Annotated in this window: 20 protein-coding genes and 1 tRNA gene; 11 read left to right on the top strand and 10 right to left on the bottom strand. The window is 60.5% G+C overall.

Going from position 1 to position 19,396, the window contains the following annotated elements; translation table 11 throughout:
* Positions 1-154: 154 nt before the first annotated feature.
* The 4 genes from ACQKEN_RS01410 to ACQKEN_RS01425 all read right to left on the bottom strand — a co-directional run bounded on the left by ACQKEN_RS01410 (position 155) and on the right by ACQKEN_RS01425 (position 4,135).
* Positions 155-230, bottom strand: a tRNA-Phe gene (locus tag ACQKEN_RS01410).
* A 102-nt stretch (positions 231-332) separates the two neighbouring features.
* Positions 333-605, bottom strand: a complete 273-nt coding sequence (locus tag ACQKEN_RS01415; RefSeq protein WP_427683120.1) for an oxidative damage protection protein — start codon at positions 603-605, stop codon at positions 333-335.
* On the bottom strand, positions 602-1,669 hold the full coding sequence (gene mutY, locus ACQKEN_RS01420; RefSeq protein WP_427683122.1) for an A/G-specific adenine glycosylase: 1,068 nt from the start codon (positions 1,667-1,669) through the stop codon (positions 602-604). The genes ACQKEN_RS01415 and mutY overlap by 4 nt, the downstream gene beginning before the upstream one ends.
* A 237-nt stretch (positions 1,670-1,906) precedes the next feature.
* Positions 1,907-4,135 carry an AsmA family protein gene (locus ACQKEN_RS01425; RefSeq protein ID WP_427683123.1) on the bottom strand — a complete coding sequence of 743 codons (2,229 nt, stop codon included), beginning with the start codon at positions 4,133-4,135 and terminating at the stop codon, positions 1,907-1,909.
* Between the two features lie 330 nt (positions 4,136-4,465).
* Here ACQKEN_RS01425 and ACQKEN_RS01430 point away from each other — a divergent pair, with 330 nt between their 5' ends.
* The 7 genes from ACQKEN_RS01430 to ACQKEN_RS01460 all read left to right on the top strand — a co-directional run bounded on the left by ACQKEN_RS01430 (position 4,466) and on the right by ACQKEN_RS01460 (position 10,440).
* Positions 4,466-6,127, top strand: coding sequence for an OFA family MFS transporter (locus tag ACQKEN_RS01430; RefSeq protein WP_122534021.1), 1,662 nt, complete (start codon positions 4,466-4,468; stop codon positions 6,125-6,127).
* 270 nt (positions 6,128-6,397) lie between these two features.
* The gene (gene hisB / locus ACQKEN_RS01435) at positions 6,398-6,991 is read left to right on the top strand and encodes an imidazoleglycerol-phosphate dehydratase HisB (protein WP_065987388.1); all 594 of its coding nucleotides are present in this window, start codon (positions 6,398-6,400) and stop codon (positions 6,989-6,991) included.
* On the top strand, positions 6,991-7,629 hold the full coding sequence (gene hisH / locus ACQKEN_RS01440; RefSeq protein ID WP_427683125.1) for an imidazole glycerol phosphate synthase subunit HisH: 639 nt from the start codon (positions 6,991-6,993) through the stop codon (positions 7,627-7,629). Before hisB ends, hisH begins: the two co-directional genes overlap by 1 nt.
* Positions 7,629-7,889 carry a DUF2164 domain-containing protein gene (locus ACQKEN_RS01445; RefSeq protein WP_427683127.1) on the top strand — a complete coding sequence of 87 codons (261 nt, stop codon included), beginning with the start codon at positions 7,629-7,631 and terminating at the stop codon, positions 7,887-7,889. The genes hisH and ACQKEN_RS01445 overlap by 1 nt, the downstream gene beginning before the upstream one ends.
* Before the next feature lie 84 nt (positions 7,890-7,973).
* A complete protein-coding gene (gene hisA, locus ACQKEN_RS01450; protein ID WP_427683128.1) occupies positions 7,974-8,711 on the top strand; it encodes a 1-(5-phosphoribosyl)-5-[(5-phosphoribosylamino)methylideneamino]imidazole-4-carboxamide isomerase in 738 nt (245 codons plus the stop codon).
* Between the two features lie 86 nt (positions 8,712-8,797).
* On the top strand, positions 8,798-9,568 hold the full coding sequence (gene hisF / locus ACQKEN_RS01455) for an imidazole glycerol phosphate synthase subunit HisF (RefSeq protein WP_427683130.1): 771 nt from the start codon (positions 8,798-8,800) through the stop codon (positions 9,566-9,568).
* Positions 9,569-9,684: 116 nt separating this feature from the next.
* Positions 9,685-10,440: a substrate-binding periplasmic protein gene (locus ACQKEN_RS01460; protein ID WP_427683132.1), complete on the top strand. Its 756-nt coding sequence runs from the start codon at positions 9,685-9,687 to the stop codon at positions 10,438-10,440.
* Between the two features lie 34 nt (positions 10,441-10,474).
* On the opposite strand, the gene ACQKEN_RS01465 is transcribed toward ACQKEN_RS01460, so the two are convergent.
* From ACQKEN_RS01465 to gpmI, 4 genes are all read right to left on the bottom strand, one after another.
* On the bottom strand, positions 10,475-11,275 hold the full coding sequence (locus tag ACQKEN_RS01465; protein ID WP_427683134.1) for a divergent polysaccharide deacetylase family protein: 801 nt from the start codon (positions 11,273-11,275) through the stop codon (positions 10,475-10,477).
* Between the two features lies 1 nt (position 11,276).
* Entirely contained in the window at positions 11,277-12,608 is a 1,332-nt protein-coding gene (locus tag ACQKEN_RS01470; RefSeq protein ID WP_427683136.1) for a S41 family peptidase, read from the bottom strand.
* A gap of 30 nt (positions 12,609-12,638) precedes the next feature.
* Positions 12,639-13,961, bottom strand: coding sequence for a murein hydrolase activator EnvC family protein (locus tag ACQKEN_RS01475; protein ID WP_427683138.1), 1,323 nt, complete (start codon positions 13,959-13,961; stop codon positions 12,639-12,641).
* Between the two features lie 138 nt (positions 13,962-14,099).
* Entirely contained in the window at positions 14,100-15,635 is a 1,536-nt protein-coding gene (gene gpmI, locus ACQKEN_RS01480) for a 2,3-bisphosphoglycerate-independent phosphoglycerate mutase (RefSeq protein WP_427683140.1), read from the bottom strand.
* A 161-nt stretch (positions 15,636-15,796) separates the two neighbouring features.
* Between gpmI and ACQKEN_RS01485 the strand changes: the two genes are divergently transcribed.
* The 3 genes from ACQKEN_RS01485 to secB all read left to right on the top strand — a co-directional run bounded on the left by ACQKEN_RS01485 (position 15,797) and on the right by secB (position 17,037).
* A complete protein-coding gene (locus tag ACQKEN_RS01485) occupies positions 15,797-16,210 on the top strand; it encodes a rhodanese-like domain-containing protein (protein WP_065987378.1) in 414 nt (137 codons plus the stop codon).
* Position 16,211: 1 nt separating this feature from the next.
* Positions 16,212-16,466: a glutaredoxin 3 gene (gene grxC / locus ACQKEN_RS01490; RefSeq protein ID WP_065987377.1), complete on the top strand. Its 255-nt coding sequence runs from the start codon at positions 16,212-16,214 to the stop codon at positions 16,464-16,466.
* Positions 16,467-16,542: 76 nt separating this feature from the next.
* On the top strand, positions 16,543-17,037 hold the full coding sequence (gene secB / locus ACQKEN_RS01495; RefSeq protein ID WP_108122750.1) for a protein-export chaperone SecB: 495 nt from the start codon (positions 16,543-16,545) through the stop codon (positions 17,035-17,037).
* Positions 17,038-17,114: 77 nt separating this feature from the next.
* Here the strand turns inward: secB and ACQKEN_RS01500 are convergent, their stop codons facing one another.
* Positions 17,115-17,570: a tRNA (cytidine(34)-2'-O)-methyltransferase gene (locus tag ACQKEN_RS01500; RefSeq protein ID WP_427683143.1), complete on the bottom strand. Its 456-nt coding sequence runs from the start codon at positions 17,568-17,570 to the stop codon at positions 17,115-17,117.
* On the opposite strand from ACQKEN_RS01500, the gene ACQKEN_RS01505 reads away from it, so the two are divergent.
* Positions 17,569-18,009 carry a hypothetical protein gene (locus ACQKEN_RS01505; RefSeq protein ID WP_427683145.1) on the top strand — a complete coding sequence of 147 codons (441 nt, stop codon included), beginning with the start codon at positions 17,569-17,571 and terminating at the stop codon, positions 18,007-18,009. The two genes, ACQKEN_RS01500 and ACQKEN_RS01505, sit on opposite strands and share 2 nt — an antisense overlap.
* Positions 18,010-18,508: 499 nt before the next feature.
* Here ACQKEN_RS01505 and tauD read toward each other — a convergent pair whose 3' ends face one another.
* On the bottom strand, positions 18,509-19,342 hold the full coding sequence (gene tauD, locus ACQKEN_RS01510; RefSeq protein ID WP_427683147.1) for a taurine dioxygenase: 834 nt from the start codon (positions 19,340-19,342) through the stop codon (positions 18,509-18,511).
* Between the last annotated feature and the right edge of the window lie 54 nt (positions 19,343-19,396).

Here is a 19,396-nt window from a genome sequence, read left to right on the forward strand (position 1 = left end):
TCTTCACCCATACCCGGCGCTGAACTCACGAATCCATTCACATCTACCCGGGCTAACAGGGGAGCGGTGGGAAACCATTGAAAGCAAAAAGCCCGCACGAGGCGGGCTTCTTGTGTGTTTTCAGATGTGCTTGGCATCACCTGAAAACGAAAGGTGGTGCCCAGAGACGGAATCGAACCGCCGACACGGGGATTTTCAATCCCCTGCTCTACCGACTGAGCTATCTGGGCAACGGGGCGCATTAAACGTGTTTTTCAGGAGGTCGTCAAGCACGCTGTCAAAAAAAATCTGAATTATTTCCTCCGCTTACGACGAACACTGTCTGCGAAGGGTTATTCGGCAGGGGGAACGTAGCCGTCGGCCTTGGCGTATTCCTCGCCGGACAGGTATTTGTCCATCTCGGTCTGCAGGAATTTGCGATCTTCGGCGTTCATCATGTTCAAGCGACGCTCGTTGATCAGCAGGGTCTGGTGTTTCTGCCAGTCGGCCCAGGCTTTCTGCGAGACATGGTGGTAGATGTCTTCACCTTTGGCGCCCGGATACGGCGGACGGTCCAGGCCAGGCAATTCTTCTTTGTATTTGCGGCACATCACGGTGCGGGTCATGAGGACTCTCCTGCATTCAATACGTCGGCTGCGTTTTTCAGCAGTTTCTTCACCGGGGCGGCAAGGCCCAGGCGCGGCGGGGTGGCGAGGTTATACCAGAGCCAGTCGTCCTCGGCCACGTGATGAGCTGACTCACGGACCCGGACCAGCCAGGGCTCGATGCTCAGCTGAAAGTGGCTGAATGTGTGAATCAGGCCCGGCAAGGCTTGAGGCTCGCCCAGTTCGAGGGCGTGCTGATTGGCCAGGTGCTGCATGTCGTTGAAGTCGTCCAGTTCCGGCAAGCTCCACAGCCCGCCCCAAAGCCCGGTTGAAGGGCGGCGATACAGCAGAATCGCGCCTTCGTCGTTGGCGAAGATGGGCATCAAGGTGAGTTTTTGCGGTACGACCTTGCGCGGTTTAGGGATGGGATAGCGGGTTTCCTGACCCAGCATGTGCGCTTCGCAGCCACGCTCAAGGGGGCAGAGCAGGCAGCTGGGTTTGGTTCTGGTGCAGAGCGTGGCACCCAGATCCATCATCGCCTGGGTGTAGTGATTGACCCGGCTGTGCGGCGTGTAGCGCTCGGCTGTGGCCCACATCTGCTTCGCCACTTTGGGCTCGCCCGGATAGCCTTCCTGGGCAGTGAAGCGGGCGAGTACGCGCTTGACGTTGCCATCAAGGATCGGCGCGCGCAGGCCCATGCTGATGCTGGCAATCGCGCCTGCCGTCGAGAGGCCGATACCGGGCAGCTCGACAAGCTTTTCCACGTCGCGCGGAAATTCACCGCCGTGCTCGGCCACCACGATTTTCGCGGCTTTCTGCAGGTTGCGCGCGCGGGTGTAATAACCCAGCCCGGTCCACAGATGCAGGACCTCGTCTTCCGGCGCGTCGGCCAGAGCCTGCACGGTGGGCAGCGCTTCCATGAACGTGTCGAAATAGCCAAGCACGGTGCTGACCTGGGTTTGCTGCAGCATGATTTCCGACACCCACACGCGGTACGGGGTGATGTCGCGTTGCCAGGGAAGATCGTGACGGCCGTGGCGGTCGTACCAGTCGAGAACGGCGGAGGAGAACTGCTCGGGTTGCATCAAGGGTTCCGGTGATCAAATAGAGGGTTAAGGTTAATGCTGATCTGCGGGAGATTACCCGCGGAAAGACGCCGCGCGTTCAGGCAAAAAACGAAATCCCTGTGGGAATGACCGGGATGGCGCTCCACCTTGCTCGCGAAGACGGCGTTCCGACCGCTGGGACTTCAGCGGATGTACGGGCCTCTTCGCGGGCAAGCGCGCTCCTACAGTTCGTTCTGCAGCGCCTGTTGAATGGGGTTAACGCTTGAACAATCCCTTGATCGCATCCTTGAGCTCGGGACTGACCTTCTCCCCCAGCTTTTCATCGATCTTGTCGCCAATCCGGTCGCCTGCCAGTTTTGCGGCGACCTTGCCCAGGCCGTCATTATCCAGACGGCAGGCCTTGGCGCCCATCTCCAGCGGGCCACGGCAAAGCACCGGCCATTCGATGCCGACAAAGCGCGGGTTCACTTCGCAGGCGGGGTCCGGCATGTCGCTCTTGTCGCCTTCGATGATCACGCCGACACGGTAATTCATGCCCATGACGCGCAGGTCGATGTCGCCGTCGCCGTTGACGGTCAGGCCCGGCGTGCGGACTTTCAGGTCCGGGTTGCTGGCCACGCCATTGCGGAACACCAGATTGCCATTCAACTGCTGGAAGGGCGTGTCCTTGCCGCGCGGCTCGCCGCTCAAGGTCTTGCGGTTAAGCGTCGAGATGCCACGGCAGAGCTGCTGCTCAAGGTTCGCGTTAACCAGCACGCCGTCGTTCAGCGCAAAACTGGCGGTACCGTTGAGGCTCTCGACCAGCGCCTTCTCGCTGTTGCCCTTGGAGGTCACGTCGCTGGTGAGGTTGAGCAGGCCGCGCAGAGGCGGCGTGGTGCCCTGGCTCTGAATGAAGTGTTCCACCGGCACCTTGGCGATGCGGGTCTGCACGCTCGCCAACGGCACTTCGGGACGCGCGTCGAGATTGCCTTTGACCTCGAAATTACCGTTGTACAAATCCCCGCGCAGGCTGTTGACCGTGATCACGCCATCAAGCGCCGACGTTTTCAGCGCCGCATTCTGGATCGGTAGCTTCTCCAGGGTCAGCTTGCCGAAGCTCAGATCGGCGTCGACGTCCAGTTTTCGCAGGCGCTCAAGGGGCAGCAGCTTCGCGTCACTCCAGGCCCCTTGGGTCGGCTGGTTCGGCAGCGGCGAGGTGCCCGACGCCACCATGGCTTCGGCCTCGGCACCCTGAACTTCGGCTCTGCGAGCGGCGCCGGCGCTCTTCGCCTGTTCGCCTTCTGGCATGCGATAACGGTCGGCGTTGAACGTATCGGCCTTGAGTTGAAGACGAAGGGACTGTTTGGCGAAGTCTTCCACGGCGACGCGGCCGGTGATGGTGCTGTCGTCGAGTTTCACTGTGAGGTCATCCAGCGAGACGCTGCCGGGCGTTGCCGCGATGCGGGTGACCAGTTCCAGTTTGTTCAGGCTGCCGTCACCAAGGGTCGGCGCATGCTGGCCGACACCGTCGAGGAAGTCGCGCAGGTTGAACTGCGCAATCGAAATGCCCCCCGTGAGTTGCGGGGTCTTGTCCAGATCACGCACATGCAGCTCGCCGATGGCGCGCAGCTGGTTGGCGGACAGCTTCAGATTGGTCCATTCCGCGACGTTGGCAGACATGTCTGCCAACAACTGGCCCTGGGCCGAGAACGTCAGGGTCTTGCCCTGCAGCGGATCGCCCGTCACATCGCCGGAGAAGCGCATGTCATCAAGCTGATAACGCTTGAGCGCGCGATCGAAGCGCAGCTTGCCGGTCAGTTCGGTTTTGGTGCGCACGACGGGTTGATTGGTGCTGAGGAACGCGGTCAGTTTCAGCGGGATATCAGTCGCGTTGTGGATCGGGCCGGTACTCAGCTGAATGCTCTCGGCGGTGAACTGCCGGGCCTTGGGAATATCGTTGAAATCGATCCGCGCGTTGTTCACGGTCAGGCTGTCGATGTCCAGCTTGAGCGGCTGCCATTGCTTGTCGGGCTTGGCGGATGCGGTGTCGGCGGGCGAAGACGGCGTAGCGGGCGGCTGGGCTGGATTGGCCGCGGTGGCGGGCACTTTGCCGATGTCTTCCCAGTTGCCATGGCCGTTTTCATCGCGGGTCAGCGTCAGGTTCAGGCCCTCGACACGCACGTCGCTCATCTGCACTTCCTTGCGCAGCAGCGGCAGCACGCGCACGGACAGCCCGAGCATCTGCAAGTCAGCGAAGGGTTTGGTCGGCTCGCTCAAGGTGGCGACGCTGGCGTCGTGCAGCTCCAGGCCAAGCCACGGAAACAGGCTCCAGCCGATATCGCCATTGAGCGTCAGCTCGACATGGGCGCGATCGCGAACCAGTTTTCGAATCTCGTCTTTGTAGTCGTTGGGATCAAAAAAGTGGGTCAAGGCAAAGCCGAGAGCCACGATGATCAGCAACAGCCCGAGAAGGGTGAGCCCCAGGATTTTGCCGAACGCTTTCATGGGCGAGTCCTTGTGTCGAGTCGTTCAAAATTTAGCCCGCGAGTATAGCGTTCTCACGCAAGCACCGGGTTTTGGATCGCCACAGACGCCGCCGATCAAATGGGCGGCACCCTGCACAGTGACAGATGGCACGAAAAAGGTAGTAGCAGAATGCTTTCTTTTAAGCCGCAAATGGTAATCTCGCGCCATTCGCCAGCTTTGCTGCGTCGAATTGTCACGTAAAGAGATGTTCTGCCGATAAACCACCAAGGCCTGCGTGCTTTAAGAGTGGTGGTGGGGCTATGTCGCTGTTCTTGCGGGATACAACTATAAATTGGGGGCAACAATAAAATGACTACGAGCACTGCTCTGGGCGGTACTGCCGCTCAGCCTGCGTTCTTGTCCAAAGAGCGCATTATCGCCAAACGCGGTTTCAACCGTTGGCTGGTTCCACCAGCTGCATTGGCAATCCACTTGTGTATCGGTATGGCCTACGGCTTCTCGGTGTTCTGGTTGCCGCTGTCCAAGGCAATCGGCATCAAGACCGCTGTCGCCTGCCCGGCTGACATGGGTTTCTTCGAGCAAGTCATTTCGTCCAGCTGTGATTGGCCGATTTCCATGCTCGGCTGGATCTACACCCTGTTCTTCATTTTCCTGGGTTGCTCCGCAGCCATCTGGGGCGGCTGGCTGGAACACGCAGGCCCGCGCAAGGCCGGTGTGGTATCGGCATTGTGCTGGTGTGGCGGTCTGCTGATCTCGGCGCTGGGCGTTTATACGCACCAGATCTGGCTGATGTGGATCGGCTCGGGCGTGATCGGGGGTATCGGTCTGGGCCTGGGTTATATCTCGCCGGTCTCGACGCTGATCAAGTGGTTCCCGGACAAGCGCGGCATGGCGACCGGTATGGCGATCATGGGTTTCGGCGGTGGCGCGATGGTTGGCGCTCCGCTGGCAACCGCTTTGATGAGCCACTTCGCCACGCCTGATAGCGTCGGTGTCTGGCAGAGCTTCGCGGTGATGGCGGTGATTTACTTCATCTTCATGATCGGCGGCGCACTCTCCTATCGCGTTCCGCCTACCGGCTGGAAACCTGAAGGCTGGACCGCTCCGGCTAAGAAAGCCAACAGCGCGATGATCACCAATCGCCACGTGCACGTCAGCGTTGCGTGGAAAACCCCGCAATTCCGTCTGGTCTGGCTGGTGCTGTGCCTGAACGTTTCGGCGGGTATCGGCATCCTCGGCATGGCTTCACCCCTGCTGCAGGAAGTGTTCGGCGGCAAGCTGCTGGGCACCGATCAGCCGTTCGGGCAGCTGGATGCTTCGCAACTGGCGGCCATCGCGGCCATCGCGGCGGGCTTCACCGGTCTGCTGAGCCTGTTCAACATCGGCGGTCGTTTCTTCTGGGCATCGTTCTCGGACTACATCGGCCGTAAAGCCACCTACTTCGTGTTCTTCGCGCTGGGCTTCTTGCTCTACGCGTCGGTGCCGACCCTGGGTCACCTGGGCAGCGTTGCGCTGTTCGTGGCGGCGTTCTGCGTCGTGCTGTCGATGTACGGCGGCGGTTTCGCGACCGTTCCGGCTTACCTGGCTGACCTGTTCGGTACGCAAATGGTCGGCGCGATCCACGGTCGTCTACTGACCGCATGGGCTGCCGCTGGCGTGCTGGGCCCGGTGCTGGTGAACTACCTGCGTGAGTATCAGTTGAGCCACGGTGTTGCACGAGCCGATGCTTACGACATCACCTTGTACATCCTCGCGGGTCTGTTGGTGTTGGGCTTTATCTGCAACCTGCTGGTGCGTCCGGTAGCCGACAAGTACTTCATGACCGACGAGCAATTGAAGGCTGAACAAGCCATCGGTCACGATGCCGGCGCCGACCACAGCACTTCGCTGGAATGGAAAGCGGACCCGAGCACCAAGCCACTGGCGATTCTGGCCTGGCTGGCAGTGGGCATTCCGTTGGCATGGGGCGTGTGGATCACCCTGCAGAAAACTGCGGTGTTGTTTCACTAAAACCCTGGCGGGATCGGCCTGAAGATTTCAGGCTGACCCCGCACCCTGCAGGAGCCGGCTTGCTGGCGAACCTTGATGTGTCAGGCAAATCATTTGAACTGACGCACCGCGTTCGCCAGCAAGCCGGCTCCTACAGTCCGTTTGTACAGACATGTACATCCTCGCCAGTGCCATTCCCCTCGGTCCGGCATTGCTCGCTTCATGTTTCTGTTTCCCCGCCACACGCCTATAATGGCCGCCTTTTCGCCCAATGATTTTGCGGAGTTGGTGATGGCCGAACGTATGGTGTTCGTCGAGCGCGACACCCTGGAAACCCAGATCAAAGCCTCGATCAACCTGGATGGCACCGGAAAGTCCCGATTCGATATCGGCGTTCCTTTCCTTGAGCACATGCTCGACCAGATCGCCCGTCACGGGCTTATCGATCTGGACATCGAATGCAAAGGCGACCTGCATATCGACGATCACCACACTGTGGAAGATGTCGGCATCACACTGGGTCAGGCGTTCAGCAAAGCCATCGGCGACAAAAAGGGCATCCGTCGCTACGGCCACGCCTACGTCCCGCTGGATGAAGCGCTGTCGCGCGTGGTCATCGACTTCTCCGGTCGGCCTGGCCTGCAAATGCACGTCCCGTACACTCGCGCTACCGTGGGCGGTTTTGATGTGGACCTGTTCCAAGAGTTCTTCCAGGGCTTCGTCAACCACGCCAACGTCACGCTGCACATCGACAACCTGCGCGGCCACAACACCCACCACCAGATCGAAACCGTCTTCAAGGCGTTCGGCCGTGCGTTGCGCATGGCGGTAGAACTGGACGACCGCATGGCTGGCCAGATGCCGTCGACCAAAGGCGTGCTGTAATGCAGACCGTTGCCGTTATCGACTATGGCATGGGCAATCTGCACTCGGTGGCCAAGGCGCTGGAGCACGTCGGCGCCGGTCGCGTGCTGATCACCAGCGATGCCGATGTCATTCGTGAAGCAGACCGTGTCGTGTTTCCCGGTGTCGGCGCGATTCGCGACTGCATGGCGGAAATTCGTCGCCTGGGCTTCGACACGTTGGTGCGTGAAGTCAGTCAGGACCGTCCGTTTCTCGGAATCTGCGTGGGCATGCAGGCGCTGATGGAGCGCAGCGAAGAGAGTGGCGGCGTCGATTGCATCGGCGTTTTGCCCGGTCAAGTGCGCTTCTTCGGCAAGGATCTTCACGAAGATGGCCAGCACCTGAAAGTCCCGCACATGGGCTGGAACGAAGTGGCGCAGGCCGTGGATCACCCGCTGTGGGCCAACATTCCGGACATGGCGCGGTTCTATTTCGTACACAGCTATTACATCGAATCGCCGCACCCGCAGCAGATCGTCGGTCGTGGCCACTACGGTCATGACTTCGCCGCCGCTTTGGCCGATGGCTCGCGTTTCGCCGTGCAATTCCACCCCGAGAAGAGCCACACCCATGGCCTGCAGTTGCTGCAGAACTTCGCGGCGTGGGACGGCCGCAGGTAATGAGCAAGAAAATCAAGCCGCCGATCCTGACCCTCACTCCCGAGCAGGAGAGCGAGGCGTGCCACACGATCAAGCGGTTCATGGAAGACCGTTTCGAGCTGGACCTGGGTTCGTTCGAAGCGGCTGAAATTCTGGAATTGTTCACCCGCGAGATCGCGCCGCATTACTACAACCGGGCGATCTTCGATGTTCAGACGCACCTCAAGGAGCGTTTCGAAAGCATCGAAAGCGACCTGTGGGCGTTGGAGAAGAGCAGCTAGAAGCGTCAAGCCTCAAGCTGCAAGAATTAGTAGAGATGCCACTTGCAGCTTGCAACTTGCAGCTCTTTTGACGAAGGAAAAAGCATGCTCATTATTCCCGCGATCGACCTTAAAGACGGCGCCTGTGTACGACTGCGCCAGGGTCGGATGGAAGATTCCACGGTGTTCTCCGATGATCCGGTGAGCATGGCTGCCAAATGGGTCGAGGGCGGCTGCCGTCGCTTGCACCTGGTGGACCTGAACGGCGCGTTCGAAGGCCAGCCGGTCAATGGCGACGTTGTGACGGCGATTGCGCGCCGCTACCCGAACCTGCCGATCCAGATCGGTGGCGGTATCCGCTCGCTGGAAACCATCGAGCACTACGTCAAGGCCGGTGTGAGTTACGTGATCATCGGCACCAAGGCGGTCAAGGACCCTGACTTCGTCGCCGAGGCCTGCCGCGCGTTCCCGGGCAAAGTGATCGTGGGCCTGGATGCCAAAGACGGCTTCGTCGCCACCGACGGCTGGGCTGAGGTCAGCACCGTGCAGGTGATCGATCTTGCCAAGCGCTTTGAAGCCGACGGCGTCTCTGCCATCGTTTATACCGATATCGCCAAAGACGGCATGATGCAGGGCTGCAACGTCCCGTTCACCGCCGCGCTGGCCGCCGCGACCCGCATTCCGGTGATCGCCTCGGGCGGCATTCATAACCTGGGCGACATCAAGGCGCTGCTCGACGCCAAGGCGCCGGGCATCATCGGCGCAATCACAGGCCGTGCGATCTATGAAGGCACGCTGGATGTGGCTGAGGCCCAGGCGTTTTGTGATTCGTACAAAGGCTGACTGGCACGCTTCGCTGTAGGAGCGTGCTTCAAATCAGAATGTTGTGATGTTGGGCAGATTCCCAACCGTTTTCGGAGAACCGGCCCATGGCCCTCGCCAAACGCATCATCCCTTGCCTCGACGTCGACAACGGCCGCGTGGTCAAGGGCGTGAAGTTCGAGAACATCCGCGACGCCGGTGATCCGGTCGAGATCGCCCGGCGTTATGACGAGCAGGGTGCGGATGAAATTACCTTCCTCGACATCACCGCCAGCGTCGATGGCCGCGACACCACGCTGCACACCGTCGAGCGCATGGCCAGTCAGGTGTTCATCCCGCTGACCGTGGGCGGCGGCGTGCGCACGGTGCAGGATATCCGCAACCTGCTCAACGCCGGTGCCGACAAGGTGTCGATCAATACTGCGGCAGTGTTCAATCCCGAGTTCGTCGGCGAAGCCGCTGCCCGTTTCGGCTCGCAGTGCATCGTGGTGGCCATCGATGCCAAGAAGGTGTCGCTGCCCGGCGAAACCCCACGCTGGGAAATCTTCACCCACGGCGGTCGCAAGCCGACCGGACTGGACGCGGTGATGTGGGCGAAGAAGATGGAAGACCTGGGCGCTGGCGAAATCCTGCTCACCAGCATGGACCAGGACGGCATGAAGAACGGCTTCGACTTGGGTGTGACCCGGGCGATCAGCGATGCCCTCGGCATCCCGGTCATCGCTTCCGGTGGTGTTGGCAATCTGCAGCATCTGGCAGACGGCGTGCTGGAAGGTCATGCCAGCGCGGTGCTGGCGGCGAGCATTTTCCACTTCGGCGAATACACCGTGCCTGAAGCCAAGGCGTTCATGGCCAAGCAGGGGATCGTGGTTCGTTAACACACTGGGCTTAAAAGGTAGGCCTGCTCTGAAAACGACCATGCCTACCGCCGAACTGGACTTTGCAAACCGTTAGCGGCACTCTTTTGCCGTCGTCAGGATCAGGTGCCAGGGATATGTTCAAAGGTGTTTTTCTTGCAATGGTCAGCGTGTTGACATTGCTGTCAGGAGTCGCCCGGGCCGACGATACGCCAGCCCATTCAATGGTCCTGCTGACCGAAAACTTTCCCCCTTACAACATGGCCACCGACGGCAAAAATTTCGCCCAGGAAGCCAACATCAAGGGCATTGCCGTCGAGGTGGTGCGCGAGACCTTCAAGCGCGCCGGTATCGGCTACAACCTTACCCTGCGTTTCCCCTGGGATCGCATCTACAAGCTGGCGCTGGAAAATCCCGGTTACGGCGTGTTCGTGACCGCGCGATTGCCCGAGCGCGAAAAGCTCTTCAAATGGGTCGGCCCCATCGGCCCTGACGACTGGATTTTACTGGCGCGGGCTGACAGCCCAATCCAGTTGAGCACGCTTGAGGCCGCACGGGCGTACCGGATCGGCGCCTACAAGGGCGACGCCATTGCGGTGGAACTTGCGCGTCAGGGCATGAACCCGATCACCGTGCTCAGCGACAAAGACAACGCCAGGAAGCTGGTCGACGGCCAGCTCGATCTGTGGGCCACCGGCGATCCGGCGGGGCGATACCTGGCGCGGCAGGAAGGCATCACGGGATTGAAAACCGTGCTGCGCTTCAATAGCGCGGAACTGTTTCTGGCCTTGAACAAAGACACCCCGGACGCCGTGGTCCAGCGGCTGCAAGGCGCACTGGATCAACTGCGCAAAGAAGGCGTGGTCGATTCGATTTTCGCCAAATACCTCTAATGACTTCCAGCACCTCTGGCGAAGCGCCTTCGGCCTAGCGATAACGCCCGTTCTTGCCGTGGCCGGCCATTGCCTCATTTCCGCGCTCAGTGACCATGTGGCGGATTTCGATCAACTCTATCCCTTGGGATTTAAGCGTGGGCAGCTCGCGCTCAAGCACATCCAGCGTCACTGGATACGGGTGACCGATCATCACGGCCGAGCCTTGCTTGTGAGCGAGTCTGATCGCCGTCTGTAGCTGGCCGCTGATGGCCGCTGCGGTGCGCTCGTCGTCGAGGAAGACATCGCGGGACACACTGGCCAAACCGATTTTCTGAGCCTCGGCGGCGGCAACGGTTTTGGCGCTGGTGCGGCTGTCCACCAGAAACAGATGTCGGCGTTGCAACTCACCCACCAGCCAACCCATGGCCACCGGCTCGGCCGTCATGCGACTGCCCATGTGGTTGTTGATGCCAGCGGCATAGGGGACTTTCAGCAGCGCGGCGTTCAGACGCGATTCGAGTTCGGGCAGCGGCAGTTCGGGATGCCAGGCATACGGCCCGGTCGCCGGGTCCATGGGCATGTGCAGCATGACCGTCTTGCCAGCCTTGTGCGCCTGACGGGCAAAATCGGTGGCGTGGGGCGTGTCGGGCATGATCGCCAGCGTCACGGGGCCGGGAAGGGCCAGCGCGCGGCTGTCCCGTTCAGGATTCTGTCCGAGATCGTCGATGATCAAACTGAGATAGGCGACCTTCGGCGCTTTGCCGGCGGTCGCTGAGGATTCGGCGGGCGCTGCGTGTGCAGCACCCGCTGTGACGGCAAGGGCGCAGATGAGCCCGGTCAACCAGACGCGCATCTCAATTGCCGCGCGTGACACTCAAACCCTTGAGCAAGCTGAGGGCCTGGTTCATCTGGTAGTCATCGTCCTGCGGACGCGCCTTGCCAGCCTTGGCCTTGGTGGTCGGTTTGTCCGCGCCGCCGTTGCCGTTGCCCAAGTGGCCGAGCAGATCAGCCTCTTTGTAGTTGTCGCCATCGGCTTCGGCGGTGAGCTTGGCGCGTCTGACTTCGATGTCCGGGTTGATGCCCTGGGCCTGAATCGAGCGGCCGTTCGGCGTGTAATACAACGCAGTGGTGATCTTCAGCGCGCGGTCGTTGGCCAGCGGCAGAACGGTTTGCACCGAGCCTTTGCCGAACGTATCGGTCCCCATCAAGATGCCGCGCTTCTGGTCTTGCAAGGCGCCGGCGACGATCTCCGACGCCGAAGCGCTGCCGCCGTTGATCAGCACAACGAGAGGCACGCCCTCGCTGGCGTCGGCAGGGTCTGCCGAGAAGCGCAGTTCGGAGTTGGCGATGCGGCCTTTGGTGTAAACGATCAGGCCCTTGGTCAGGAAGTGGTCAGCCACTTCGACCGCCGCCTGCAACACACCGCCCGGGTTGTTGCGCAGGTCGAGGATCAGGCCGCTCATCTTCTTGCCGTTGTCCTTGCGCAGCTTGGCCAGTGCCTTGCCGACTTCCTCACCGGTCTTGACCTGGAACTGGGTGATGCGGATGTAGCCGTAACCCGGCTCCAGCATCTGCGCCTTCACGCTTTTGACCTGAATGGTCGCGCGCGCCAGGGTCACGTCGAACGGAGTGCCGCCGTCACGTACCAGCGTCAGGGTGATTTTCTCGCCGAGCTTGCCGCGCATCTTGTCCACGGCCTCCTGCATCGTCTGGCCCTGGGTCGGCGTGCCGTTGATCTTCACGATCAGGTCACCAGCCTCAATGCCAGCCTTGGACGCAGGGGTGTCATCGATGGGAGAGACGACTTTTACAAAGCCGTCTTCGACGCCCACTTCGATCCCCAGCCCGCCGAATTCGCCGCTGGTGCTTTCCTGCAGCTCCTGGAAGTCTTCCGGGCCCAGGTAAGCGGAATGCGGATCGAGGTTGCTGAGCATGCCCTTGATGGCGTTTTCCAGCAGGGTTTTGTCATCCACGGGTTCGACGTACGCGGCTTTGATCCGGTCCATGACCTCGGCGAAGGTGCGCAGCTCGTCGAGCGGCAGCGGCGCCTTGATGTTCGCGGCGTTGGCGGGCGCAGTAGCGGCGGGCGCAGGAGCAGGTGCGGCACCGGCAGCCTGGGCCAGAGGAGCGCCGATAACCACGGCGATAGTCAGGGCCAGCGAGGTGAGGCGGGACGAAAACAGCATGTCTTACGAACTCCTGAGTGAGGTGTCGACTTATCCTTGAGTGCGACACCATTGGGCCGGATCACTAGGGCGACCCTGCTGACGAATAGCGAAATACAACGCCGGAGTGTCCTGACCACCACCACTGTTACCGACAGTGGAGATCGCTTCTCCGGCTTTTACGACGTCACCGGCCTCTTTCAACAGGCTCTGGTTGTGACCGTACAGACTCAAATAACCATTGCCGTGGTCGAGGATGACCAGAAGCCCGGCGCCGCGCAACCAGTCGGCGAAGACCACCCGACCGCCGTGCACCGCACGGACCTGGCTGCCTGCAGCCGCGCTGATCATCACGCCATCCCACTTGGTGCGTTCATCATCGCCACGGCTTTCACCGAATCGCGCCAACAATCGACCATCGACCGGCCAAGGAAGTTTTCCCTTCGCTTGCTCAAAAGCGCCGCCGTAGGACTGACCGGCACTGGAAACCATCGCCCCGGGCGCTTTGGTCGGGCGACGAGGTGCCTCATCGCTGTCGTCCTTCGCATCGTCTTTAGCCCGGTTTTTCGCCAGCGCTTCCTGCTCGCGCTGCCGTTTCTCGGCCTCTTGCTGCGCCAATAGCGCTTTCTGACGGGCCTCTTCGGCTTCGCGGGCCTGGCGGGCGAGGGTTTCTTCGATGGTCTTGAGGACCTTGGTCAGATCGGCCTGATCCTGCTGCCGTGACTGCAGCTTCTGGTCGCGGGCTTTGTAATCCTGATTCAGCTTGGCCAGCGCCACCTGACGTTCCTGCCGGACGGTATCGAGCTGGGCTTTCTGATCATCCAGTGAGCTCTTCTGCACCAAGAGCTGTGCTTGCTGCAGGTCAATGTCTTTCTCGACGCCGGCCAGCTGGCGCAGGGTTTCATTAAAGCTGCGCAGCTGCTCCAGGCGGGCCTGGCTCAGGTAATCGTAATAGGTGAGGGTGCGGGCGAATTTTTCGGGGTTCTGCTGATTGAGCAGCAGTTTGAGGTATTCCTGGCGGCCGCTCTGGTAGGCAGCGCGGGCCTGAATGGCGATCAGTCGTTGCTGTTCAACGCGTGCGCTCTGGAGTTTTTTTTTCTCCTGGTCGAGCCGTTGCAGCTCGCTTTCAGTCTTTTTTAGTTCTTTTTGCAGGGCCTCCACCTGCTTTTCCAGCTTGCCCATCTCCGTTTCAGTGGAGCGCAGGTCTTTCTGAACGCCTGACTTTTCTTCCTGCAGCTGGCTCAGCGCTTTCTTCAGTTCGGTGATGTCCTGACGCGTGGCATCCAGCTGTTTCTGCGTTTGTGCGCGATCATCGTCGGCGAAGGCCGGATTGAGCATACAAATCAAAGCGAAGGTGATCAGGGCGCGAAGCATGAGGTTGGGCGATACCAGGAGTGAAGACGGGCCTAGTATGCCCGGCGGTGGCTGCAAAAAAAACGCTCGGACGACGTGGCCGTCAGAGATTTCATACAAAACCGGCCCGCCAGCGACTGGCGGGCCGGTTAGAGGGGCTTACTTGGCGACCAGAATCGACGTACCGGTCATTTCTTCCGGGATTCCAATGCCGAGCAGCGTCAGCATGGTCGGCGCCACGTCCGCCAGCACGCCACCTTCGCGGACCTTCAGGTCACGCTTGCCGACATAAATGAACGGCACCGGCTCGGTGGTGTGAGCAGTGTGAGGCTGGTGGGTCTCCTCGTTGGTCATCTGTTCGACGTTGCCGTGGTCAGCGGTGATCAGCGCTTCGCCGCCAACTTTTTCCAGCGCCTGGGTGATACGCCCGACGCAGACGTCCAGGCACTCAACGGCCTTGACCGCCGCTTCCATGATTCCACTGTGGCCGACCATGTCGCCGTTGGCGTAGTTGACGACGATCACGTCGTAACGCTGATGCTCGATGGCGTCGACGATTCGGTCGGTGACTTCCGGCGCGCTCATTTCCGGCTGCAGGTCGTAAGTGGCCACTTTTGGTGAAGGGATCAGGATGCGTTCTTCACCGGGGAAGGGCTCTTCACGGCCGCCCGAGAAGAAGAAGGTCACGTGGGCGTACTTCTCGGTTTCGGCGATGCGCAGCTGCGTTTTGCCGTTATTCGAGAGGTATTCACCCAGCACGTTGTGCAGGCCAGCCTTTTCGAACGCCGCCGGTGCGTCGATGTTGGCTGCGTACTTGGTCAGCGTGACGAAGCCGGCCAGTCTGGCCTGACGACGTCGGGCGAAGTCTGCGAAATCGTCTTCGACGAATACGCGGGTCAGTTCGCGGGCACGGTCGGAGCGGAAGTTCATGAACACGACTGCATCGCCGTCTTCAACTTTCACCGGCGCGCCAATACCGGTGGCTTTGACGAATTCGTCGTTTTCCCCGCGCTCATAAGCGGCGTCCAGCGCGGCTTTGGCGTTGTCGGCGTGGAATTCCGAAGTGCCGTCGACGATCAGGTTGTAGGCCGACTCGACACGGTCCCAACGATTGTCGCGGTCCATGGCGAAGTAACGGCCGATGATCGTGGCGGTGCGACCCTTGCCCAAACGCGCGTAGGCCGCTTCCATGGTCTCAAGGTATTGATGGGCGCTGCGCGGTGGCGTGTCGCGACCATCGAGGAAGGCGTGCAGGTAGATCTTGTCGGCGCCGCGCTTGGCGGCCAGTTCGACCATCGCCACCAGGTGATCTTCATGGCTGTGAACGCCGCCGTCCGACAACAGGCCAAGGATGTGCACGGCCTTGCCGGCGCCGACCGCTTGATCGACTGCTTTACAGATGGCGGGGTTTTCGAAGAACTCGCCGTCGCGGATCGCTTTGGTCACGCGGGTGAAGTCCTGATACACCACACGGCCGGCGCCCAGGTTCATGTGGCCGACTTCGGAGTTGCCCATCTGCCCGTCAGGCAGGCCGACATCCATGCCGGACCCGGAGATCAAGCCGTTTGGCATGGTCTGGTACAAGCGATCGAAGACCGGCATCTTCGCTGCGTAGACCGCATTGCCGTGGTGGCTGTCGCTGTGTCCGAAGCCGTCCAGGATGATCAGAACCAAAGGTTTAGGCGTGGTAGTCATGAATCCCACTCTTGGCTAATAGGTGAAGTAGAAAAAAGATCGACAGTTTAGGGACAAGTTCAAATCAGCGACAAGCTAAACGGCGTCACTGCCGTACGGGCTTTGGCCCACCTTGGGGGCTGTGTATACTGGCCGACATTTTAACGCCCTGGAACCTGATGATGGTTGCTCACCTGATTGAATTTGCCACGAATCACTATTTGCTGACGGGTGCTTTCGTCATCCTGCTGGGCCTGCTGATTGCAACGGAGCTTAGCAAAGGTGGCCGCAGCCTGAGCACCGGCGAATTGACCGCGATGGTCAACCGCGATGAAGCCGTTGTCATCGACGTCCGCGCCAAGAAAGACTTCACTGCCGGCCACATCGTCGGCGCCGTGAATTTCCCCCAGGACAAGATCCTGACCCGCACAGCGGAACTGGAGAAGTTCAAGCCTAAAACACTGATCATCGTCGACGCCGCTGGCCAGCACGCCGGCCATACCGCTCGTGAACTGCTGAAAGCGGGCTTCAATGCCGCCAAGCTGTCCGGTGGTGTTTCATCATGGCGCGGCGACAACTTGCCGTTGGTGAAGTGACATGACCGACGTCGTCGTCTACTCCAGCGATTACTGCCCTTATTGCTCCCGCGCCAAGTCGCTGCTGGCGGGCAAGGGTGTCGGCTTCCAAGAGATCAAGGTCGACGGCAAGCCACAGATTCGCGCTGAAATGACCAAAAAATCCGGGCGTACCTCGGTTCCGCAGATCTGGATCGGCTCGGTCCATGTTGGCGGTTGCGATGACCTGTTCGCGCTGGAGCGCGCCGGCAAGCTGGATAAGCTGCTGAGCGCCTGAATTCGAACCGGGATGTGGAAGCGATGGCTTTTTGCGCACCCCGGAAGCCTACAAGACCTCAATGTAAGGATTTGAGATGACTGATCAACCGAATAACGGCGCCATTTCCAACGAAGAAGAAGCACCGCAGTTTTCCCTGCAACGCATCTACGTTCGCGACCTGTCGTTCGAAGCGCCAAAAAGCCCGGCGATCTTCCGTCAGGAATGGACCCCGAGCGTTAGCCTGGACCTGAACACCCGCCAGAAGCAGCTGGAAAATGACTTCTACGAAGTCGTGCTGACCCTGTCGGTCGAAGTGAAGAACGGCGATGAAATCGCTTTCATCGCTGAAGTCCAGCAAGCCGGTATCTTCCTGATCAAGGGCCTGGATGCCAGCTCGATGAGCCACACCCTGGGCGCGTTCTGCCCGAACATCCTTTTCCCGTACGCTCGTGAAACCATCGACAGCCTGGTTGTCCGTGGTTCGTTCCCTGCGCTGATGCTGGCACCGGTGAACTTCGACGCCCTGTACGCGCAAGAACTGCAACGCATGCAGGAAAGCGGCGAAACGCCAACGCCTACCGTTCAGTAAGCGTTGTCGCTGCAATAAAAAAGCGCCTGTGATGGGCGCTTTTTTGTGGGCGGCGTATGACTTTCGGCGCGTGGCCGCTACTTAAAATCCAACTGCCGCCAGCCTTCATACACCGCCACCGCCACGGTATTCGACAGATTCAGGCTGCGGCAGCCTTCGCGCATCGGCAGGCGCAGGCGTTGCTCGCTGGACAGCGGATCCAGCACCTCCGGCGGCAGGCCCCGGCTTTCCGGGCCGAAGAGGAAGGCATCACCCTCCTCGAATTGCGCATCGTGGAAAACCCGCGAGCCCTTTGTGGTAAAAGCAAACAGCCGCGGGTGGCCGATGCTTTCAAGGCAGCTCGGCAGGTCGGCGTGACGATGCAGCGTGGCGTATTCATGGTAATCAAGGCCGGCTCGACGCAGGCGCTTGTCATCCAGCTCGAAGCCCAGCGGCTCGATCAAATGCAGGCTGCAGCCGCTGTTGGCGCAGAGCCTGATGATGTTGCCGGTATTCGGCGGAATTTCTGGTTGAAAAAGGATCACGTGAAACATGCACGGCTCCGAACGAAAGGACGGGATGCATTCTACCCCTGAAGAAGACCCCAGACCGAAGCTGTGGCCCAAGTTTCTGGGCTCGGTGGCGATTGTCGGGGTCATGGTCGGTCTGATGATCGGCCGCGTGACGACCCCGGACCCCATCCAGTTGCAAACCATTGAAGCGCTGCCGAACGGCGTTGCCGTGTGGTTCAACCGCGAGCCGCAACTCCATGGCGAACACATCGACGGCGCGGTGGCATTGCTGTTCAACGCCCAGGGTCAGCCGCAAAAAGGCGAGTTGAAGCTCAACGGCAAAGACGTACGCTGGAGGGTGCAACGAAGCGATAAGGGATTGTTGCTGAACCTGCTGGCGGCCCGTCCTCTGCACGGCGACTGGCGCGGTGCAACCCAGGACGGGCGCTGGAGACTGGAGATCAGTCTCCGGGAGGAATAAAAGAGGGGAATCCCCGGCCTGCCTGTACCAAGGTCCCCAAAACTGGTGATGTATAACCTATTGCAGCGTGCGTGCCAGTTTTGGGAAATGCCCGTAGGAATATTCGCAATGTCCTTCAGGTATCGGATTTAGGGCCTTTTGGACCGCGCCATTTCACGGCCTGCATCGGGCTGAGGTTCGGATCAGCTTTCGGAGTTGGACGTTTGGTGAGCGTTTTTGCACGCTATTCGCGCACTTTCCGAGGCTGAGAGACCAAAGTGATGCACGCCCTAAAGCGGCGACAAGTCTACAGCACACCTAGCGGCCCCTTCCCGGCTGAAGCCGGTCCCACCGAAAGCATTGCGTGCATGCAGTGGGCTCGCTGACCCTCGAATTTGTGGGACCGGCTTTAGCCGGGAAGGCGTCAGGCGTTACGCCGCAAATCTACAGCGCACCTAGAGGCCCCTTCCCGGCTGAAGCCGGTCCCACTAAAAGCGTCAGCGCGCCTGCCGGCCTCTTGTCAAAACGGCGCATCACCCAGAATCGTCGCGCGGTGCATCACACGGCGTTGCGGGCGGTAATCGTCGACCGCGTAATGCTGGGTCACGCGGTTGTCCCACATGGCCACGTCGTTTGCCTGCCAGCGCCAGCGCAGGGTGAACTCCGGTCGCGTGCCGTGGGCGAACAGCAATTTCAGAATTGCCTCACTTTCGGCAGCTTCCAGTTCATTGATCCGGGTGGTGAAACCGTCGTTCACGAACAAGGCCTTGCGACCACTGACCGGGTGCGTGCGAATGACCGGGTGCGACAGCGGCGGGTTCTTGCGGCGGGTCTCCTCCCAACGCGCGAGGTCTTCAGCCGTATTGCCAAAGCGCTCTAGCGGGAATGACCGGGTGAAGTCATGGATCGCGGTGAGGCCATCGAGCAACGTCTGCATCGGCCGGGACAGCGCCTCGAACGCAGCGATGCCGCTCGCCCACAACGTATCCCCACCGTAAGCCGGCACCTGCTTGGCGCTGAGCACCGCGCCCAGCGCAGGGGTCGGCAAAAAGGTGACGTCGGTGTGCCAGATGGCGTTGTCGCGCACGTCGGTGACCGCGGTATCGAGGATCAGCACTTCAGGCTGTTCCGGCACATTGGGGTAGATCGGATGAACGTGCAGGTCACCAAAGTTGGCGGCGAATCGCGCTTGTTGCTGCGGCGTGATCGGCTGATCGCGAAAGAACAGCACCTGATGATCAAGCAGCGCCCGTTCAATGACGTTGCGTTGTTCACCGGTCAGGTCGCGGCTGAGGTCAACGCCGCTGATGTGTGCGCCCAATGCCGGGCTGAGCGGGTGGATGTCGATGCTCATGAGGGTCTCGAGTGTTCTCGTTTGTTCGGCGCCGAGGTGTCGGCGTAGTCAATG

The organism is Pseudomonas sp. NPDC078416, assembly GCF_050268485.1.
In the GTDB taxonomy this organism is placed as follows: domain Bacteria; phylum Pseudomonadota; class Gammaproteobacteria; order Pseudomonadales; family Pseudomonadaceae; genus Aquipseudomonas.